Source organism: Pseudomonas sp. TWI929, from assembly GCF_039673335.1.
In the GTDB taxonomy this organism is placed as follows: domain Bacteria; phylum Pseudomonadota; class Gammaproteobacteria; order Pseudomonadales; family Pseudomonadaceae; genus Aquipseudomonas.
Genome location: NZ_JBDJLK010000025.1, coordinates 63368 through 69740 on the forward strand (window position 1 = coordinate 63368; position 6373 = coordinate 69740).

Sequence of the window (6373 nt, forward strand, 5' to 3'; positions counted from 1 at the left end):
CCATCGCAGGCAGGATGACCGGGCATAGGATAGGCAAAGGCGGGGAGGGGAAAACCTGGGTAATCGGTAAAAGACTGTTACCTGAATGTGAGGTGCTACACATGGCTTGAGGCCGCTCCCACAAAAGGCCGCGTTCACAGGAACGTTAACGGGGCAACAACACGCTAACCCGCAACCCACCCCCTTCGCGGTTCGACAGCATCAGCTCACCGCCATGGCTGGTGGCAATCCGCTGGGCGATACTCAACCCCAACCCATACCCGCCAGAAGCCTGGTTGCGCGACCCCTCACCACGCACGAACGGGTCGGTAATGGTTGCCAGCAAGCCCGGCGCAATCCCCGGCCCGCGGTCGTCGATATGGATGAACACCCCCGTGGTCGCCCGTTCCAGGGTGACCGAAACATCCTTGGCATAGCGCAGCGCATTGACCAGCAAGTTTTGCAGGCAGCGCTGCAACAACAGGGCATCGGCTCGCAGGCTGCCTGCCTGGCCTAGCACCGGCAATGGTTCTTCGGCAGTGGCCAGGTCCGCGCACTGGCGTGCCACCAGCCGGTCCAGGTCTACCTGCTGCAAATTCTGCTGTTCACCCGCACGCAGGTAGTCCAGTACCTGGCCGATCATGTCGTCCATCTGCGTGATGTTCTGCCGCAAGCGCTGGCGATGCTCGTCGTCGGGCAGGCGCTCCAGGCGCAGGCGCATGCGGGTCAGTGGGGTGCGCAGGTCGTGGGAAACGGCGGCGAGAAAGTAGGCCTTGTCGTTGACCATGGCAATCAGCCGCTGCTGCATGGCGTTGAACGCCTGGGCGGCCTGGCGCACTTCCTCTGGGCCATCCAGCGCCAATGGCGGCTGCGCCAGATTGCCGCCCAGGCCGCGCGCGGCATCGGCCAGGCGCCGCAATGGGCGCAGGCACAAGCGCACGGCAATCAGGCACACCAGCAATACCGCGACAATGCGCAGCGCATACACCCGCAGCAGGTAGTCGCTGATCAGCACCCAGGCCGACTCGCCGCTCCAGCCCTGCAGTTCCTGGCCATCGATGGTCAACCAGTGGCCTTCGGCCAACGGCACCGCGAACTGGATATGTGCCTGGGCTGTACGCAAGCCGAACAGGCTGCGCCAGACGATTGGCCGGCCCTGTTCATCCGTAAGCTGCACCTTCATCAGGCGCACGTCCTGGGCATGCCCCAGTTCGTACTTCAGGGCCTGTTGCAGCAACAGCTCGACACGCCTGCGCCCACGGCGTTCGTCATGCTCCGGCGTGGGCAGGGTTTCGGCGCAACGTAGCTGGTAGTGGGCTGGCGCCTGCAGCGTGCCGGCGTGGCAGGCGGCCTGGGCAATCAGCGGTGCACTGCGCGCGGCGATCAGCCGGATGGGCGCCTCAAGCACCTGGGCGAAACGCACATCAAACCAGATGCTGCTCGACATCAACTGGATCACCAGCGTGCCACTTACCATGATCAGCAGCAGCTGGCCAAACAAGGTGCGCGGCCACAGCCGGCGAAGCCAGCGCATGTCAGGCTTCGGCCTGGTTGTCGGCGATGCTCAGCAAATAGCCTTCGTTGCGAATGGTGAGGATTTGCGCGGCACCCGCCGGCGCGCGGCGCAGGTGCTGGCGCAGGCGGCTGACGCACATGTCTACCGAACGGTCGTCGGGCAGGTGGTCGCGGCCGAAGGCACTGCGGGTCAGCTGGTCGCGGGACACCACCCGGTTGTTGGCCTCCAGCAGTTCGCGCAGTACGCGGTAGTCGGAGCGCGGCAGGGTCAGGGTTTCGCCATCGGGGCGGGTGAGCAGGCGCTTGGCCTGCTCCAGGCGGAAACCGGCGAACAACAGGGCATCCGCCGGCGCAGGTGACTCGGCGGGTGTGTCCAGGCGTTGTGGGCGGCGTAGCACGGCTTTGATCCGGGCAATCAGTTCGCGTGGCTCGAAAGGCTTGGCCAGATAGTCGTCGGCACCCACTTCCAGGCCGATGATGCGGTCCAGTGTGCTGCCCTTGGCCGATAGCATGATCACTGCCAGGCCAGGCGTGGTTTGTAGATGGCGGCACAGGCTCAGGCCGTCTTCGCCAGGCAGCATCAGGTCGAGTACCACCAGGTCCACTTTGTGCCGGACCAGCTGTTCGCGCATCTGCTCGCCGTCGGCAGCTGCCAGCACGGTGTAGCCAGCATCGGTCAGGTAATCACAAAGAAGTTCGCGGATCTCGTCGTCATCGTCGACAACCAGCAGGGTCGTGCTCATGCAGAAAAAACACCTGTTCGGTGAGGGCCGGTGGCGCTCGTTACGTTCAATTACATCCCCGTACATGTCGGGTCTGGAGCCCGGAGGGCCGATCCCTAGAATCCTAACAAAAAATCATCTGCAAATACGAAGTCTTCCCAAATGAACCTCATGCGCACCCCGAAAGCCTTCACCCCCATCAGCCGAGGCGGCAATGGCCTCAACCCGCTGGCCTTCTTCGTTGCCGTCGCCATCAGTGGTGGCGCCCTGGCCGCCGACGGTAAACCCCTGGAGCTGGACGCCACGCAGATCGAAGACAGCGCCCTGCTGCCAGCCGACGATGCCGGCCAGCTGGGCTACACGGTCGAAAGCACCCGCAGCTCCACCGGCCTGGACCTGACGCCGCGGCAGACGCCGCAGTCGGTCACTACCATCACCCGCCAGCAGATGGATGATCGCGACATCCACACCATTGAGCAGGCGCTGCAAACCACGCCGGGCGTAACGGCCAACAAGTCCGAGGTGGGCGGGCGTACCGACTACCGTGCCCGTGGCTACTCGATCAGCAACTGGAAGGTCGATGGCCTGCAAACCCAGGGCGGCTCCGATTTCGGCGGCAGCGGCAACGCGCTGAACATGGACCTGTACGAGCGCATCGATATCGTGCGCGGCGCCAACGGCCTGCTGGGCGGCACCGGCGACCCTTCGGCCACGGTCAACCTGATCCGCAAGGCACCGGGCAAAACCTTTGGCGGCAGTGCCTACGCCACCTACGGCAGCTGGGACAAGCGCCGCCTGGGCGCTGACCTGAACCTGCCGCTGTCCGAGGATGGCCGCCTGCGCTCGCGCTTGGTGATGACCCAGCAGGACGCCAACTCGTTCCGCGACAACCAGTCCGAGCGCTCCCGCGCCGCGCTGGCCAATTTCGAGTTCGATCTGGACGACGCCACCACCCTCGGTGCCGGCTACCAGTACGAGTACAACAAGGTGGTTGGTGGCGGCTGGGGTGCGAACATCCCGCTGTGGTACCGCGATGGCAGCAAGACCGACCTGCCGCGCAGCACCAACGTGGTACCCAGCTGGAGTTTTGGCGAGTACACCACGCGTACTGCATTTGGCTCGTTGGAGCACCGCTTCGACAACGACTGGGCCCTGGACCTGAAAGCCGCACAGGCCACTACCGAAGCCCTCAACCACCGCGGCCTGGCCAAGGTCAACTCGGCAGGGCGCGGCAGCTATGGCGGCTACTGGGACCAGGACGGCAGCGGCGCCGTGCTCAACGGCCTGCACAGCTCCAGCGACACCACCCAGCAGTCGGCGCAGATTGACCTGTCCGGCCCGTTCCAGTTGTTTGGCCGCAGCCACCAGGCGATGGTTGGCTACAACGACAGCCGTACCGTGGGCTGGTCGCCGGAATACACCTGCACCATGGTCGGCGACGGCATGGCCAGCGCGCCTGCGCTGGGGTGCCAGTTCCGCGCCAACAACGGCTTCCCGCTAACCAACTGGCACAATGGCGTGGATGACGACTACGCCATCATCGCCTCGCGCACCGGCCGCCATACCAAGACCACTACCCGCCTGCAGGGCATGTACGCCGCCACCCGCCTGAGCATTACCGACCCGCTGTCGGTGATCGTCGGCGTGCGCACCAGCAACTATTCGACCACCACCCGCAGCGTGGCCGGAGCACGTACCAGCCAGGAAGAGAATGGCATCGTCACCCCATACTTTGGCGCGGTGTACGACCTCAACGACAACTACTCGCTGTATGCCAGCTACACCGACATCTTCACCCCGCAAACATCTGAAACTAGCAGCGGCAGCAAGGTTGAGCCGATTCGCGGGCAAAGTTACGAGACTGGCATCAAGGGTGAGTGGTTCGACGGCCGCCTGAACGCCTCGGCGGCGTACTTCCGCACCAAGCAGGAAAACAAGGCCGTGCTCGACGGCGACCTGACCACACCAACGGGTGGCAACGCCTACAAGGCCGGCTCTGGCCAGGAAACCGACGGTATCGACCTGGAAGTCGCCGGCGCCCTGACCCCCAACTGGAACGTGTACGCCGGCTATACCTACCTGCACTTCCGTCGCGTCGACAGCGACGGCCGCAGCGACCCGTCGCACCTGTTCAAGGCCTCGACCACCTACCGCCTGAGCGGCCCGCTCGATCGCCTGACCCTGGGTGCTGGCGTGACTGCGCAGACCAACATCCGCGCCATTTCCAGCCCCGCCGGCCAGCCCACCAATGGCGTGAGCAATGGTGCCACTGACGTGAACTGGTCCGGTTATGCCATCTGGAATGCCATGGCCAAGTACCAGCTGACCGACGACACCAGCGTCAGCGTCAATGCCAACAACCTGTTCGACAAGCACTACTACACCCAGTACGGGTTCTATGCCGGGGCAATCTACGGCGACCCGCGCAACCTGTCGCTGACGGTCAGCACCGCGTTCTAACCGGGCGCGGTCAAGTGTAGGAGCGGCCTTGCGTCGCGATGGGCCGCGCAGCGGCCCCCGGATATCAGCGCAAATGCAGAAAATGCCGGGGCTGCTGTGCAGCCCAATCGCGACACAAGGCCGCTCCAGGCATCGCGCAAGCTCAAGGCCTGCGCTGTCCCTGTAGGAGCGGGTTTACCCGCGAAGCAGGCGACACGGTGAATGGCACCGGCCTTGCCGGTGTTCGCGGCTAAAGCCGCTCCTACAAGGGGCCGCGCAAAGCGGCCCCCTTTCACTTGGGCTCAGCCGCTCGGCCTGGCTCAATCGGCTTCTCCAGCCGGTCCTCGAAACTGTCCCAGTCCTCACCAAACAGTTCCACCGGGTGCATGGTCCGACTCGCCCCATTGCCACAGGCCAATGACTTGGCCGGGCAGTACAGGTCGCATCCCCAGCAGATGCGCTCGGGGTGGCTGGGGTTGGTGGGGAAATTCTTGGCCATGGTCAGCTTCCCTCACGACTATGTCCCCAACCTATACCTCGGCTCGCTATTCAGCTTGATCGACATCAATATCTCGGCGGACCATAGCAGGGCATGTATTCCGGATCCAGATATCTGCTTGACAGATATCTGGATCCGGAATAATTTGTAGGCACCTTGGTACGCCGAGACAACACGATGCGAGTGATAACGAAAGCGGCGGTTACCAAAGCCATCGAAGCTCACGCCCAGTGGAAAGCCCCCCTGAGCCTGTGGCTCACGACCTTTGACAGGGCGACGTTGCGCTTCGAGTCTTTTGAGCAGCTAAGGGATACGTGGTCTACCGCCTCTGGCTGGAACGTTGACCGCATTCCTTGTTCAAAACTCAGGCCCACCAGCCGAAAAGGGCCGCTTGATGTCTATGTATTTGATATCAAGAAAAACGAATGCCGTCTGATCGCATGGCTCAACACACGAACGGGCACACTCTATATCAAGGCCATTCTGTCGCACGCGGAGTACGACAAGTGGTGCAAGAGCGATGTCAGGTAGCAGCCTGGCACTTGCCCAAAACCTACCGATTCGACAGGTGACAACCATGAAGCGGGATAAAATCGAAGCCAATGGACTAGATGCCTTCATCGCTAATATTTCACCCATGCTGGATGGCCTGAACGCCCAGATGGCAACCATGGCCCAGCTTCTGGCCGCCTGCCATGACCCGATCAAGGATGATGTAGAGCTCCAGGCGCGCATGGCATTGCTCGATGAGCTCTACGCTCATGCCGACAGCGAAGGCCACGCAGCGGCACGCTTTGCGGAGATGGTCGCTGATCGTGTCTACGAGTACGAGAGTGAGGCGGTGTTGGTCCCCTTCGCCAGTCAGGCTGAAGCGCTGGCCTTTTTGCTGGCGGACAGAGGCGTGAAGCAGAAGGACCTTGCTGCGATAGCGACCCAGAGCGCCGTTTCAGAGATTTTGAATAACAAGCGGAAGATGACAGTTGCCCAGATAAAGGGATTTGCTGAGTTTTTCAGCGTACCGGTTGAGTTCTTTATGCATGGGGTGGTTTGAAACTGGCAGGGCCGGTGGTGCTGTCGTAATGAGAGCAAAAAAGGCCCACCTTTCGGTGTAATGCTGTTCACTTAAGCGGAGCAGCCTTACGATCCACCGGATACCGGGTTTTGGAAATCTTCACCGTCCTTGGCCTTCCTGGCCTTGGACGGTGATCCAGAAACATCC

At 62.5% G+C, this 6373-nt stretch carries 6 protein-coding genes; 3 read left to right on the forward strand and 3 right to left on the reverse strand.

The window, feature by feature from the left end:
- Positions 1–145: 145 nt before the first annotated feature.
- Together ABE456_RS13080 and ABE456_RS13085 are read right to left on the reverse strand one after the other, a co-directional pair.
- Positions 146–1513: an ATP-binding protein gene (locus ABE456_RS13080; RefSeq protein ID WP_346644290.1), complete on the reverse strand. Its 1368-nt coding sequence runs from the start codon at positions 1511–1513 to the stop codon at positions 146–148.
- Between the two features lies 1 nt (position 1514).
- Positions 1515–2237: a response regulator gene (locus tag ABE456_RS13085; RefSeq protein ID WP_346644291.1), complete on the reverse strand. Its 723-nt coding sequence runs from the start codon at positions 2235–2237 to the stop codon at positions 1515–1517.
- Positions 2238–2387: 150 nt separating this feature from the next.
- On the opposite strand from ABE456_RS13085, the gene ABE456_RS13090 reads away from it, so the two are divergent.
- A complete protein-coding gene (locus tag ABE456_RS13090; protein WP_346644297.1) occupies positions 2388–4676 on the forward strand; it encodes a TonB-dependent siderophore receptor in 2289 nt (762 codons plus the stop codon).
- Between the two features lie 271 nt (positions 4677–4947).
- Here the strand turns inward: ABE456_RS13090 and ABE456_RS13095 are convergent, their stop codons facing one another.
- The gene (locus tag ABE456_RS13095) at positions 4948–5154 is read right to left on the reverse strand and encodes a DUF3079 domain-containing protein (protein WP_346644292.1); all 207 of its coding nucleotides are present in this window, start codon (positions 5152–5154) and stop codon (positions 4948–4950) included.
- Between the two features lie 177 nt (positions 5155–5331).
- On the opposite strand from ABE456_RS13095, the gene ABE456_RS13100 reads away from it, so the two are divergent.
- A complete protein-coding gene (locus ABE456_RS13100; RefSeq protein ID WP_346644293.1) occupies positions 5332–5685 on the forward strand; it encodes a type II toxin-antitoxin system HigB family toxin in 354 nt (117 codons plus the stop codon).
- Positions 5686–5731: 46 nt separating this feature from the next.
- Positions 5732–6205 carry a transcriptional regulator gene (locus ABE456_RS13105; protein WP_346644294.1) on the forward strand — a complete coding sequence of 158 codons (474 nt, stop codon included), beginning with the start codon at positions 5732–5734 and terminating at the stop codon, positions 6203–6205.
- Positions 6206–6373: the final 168 nt, after the last annotated feature.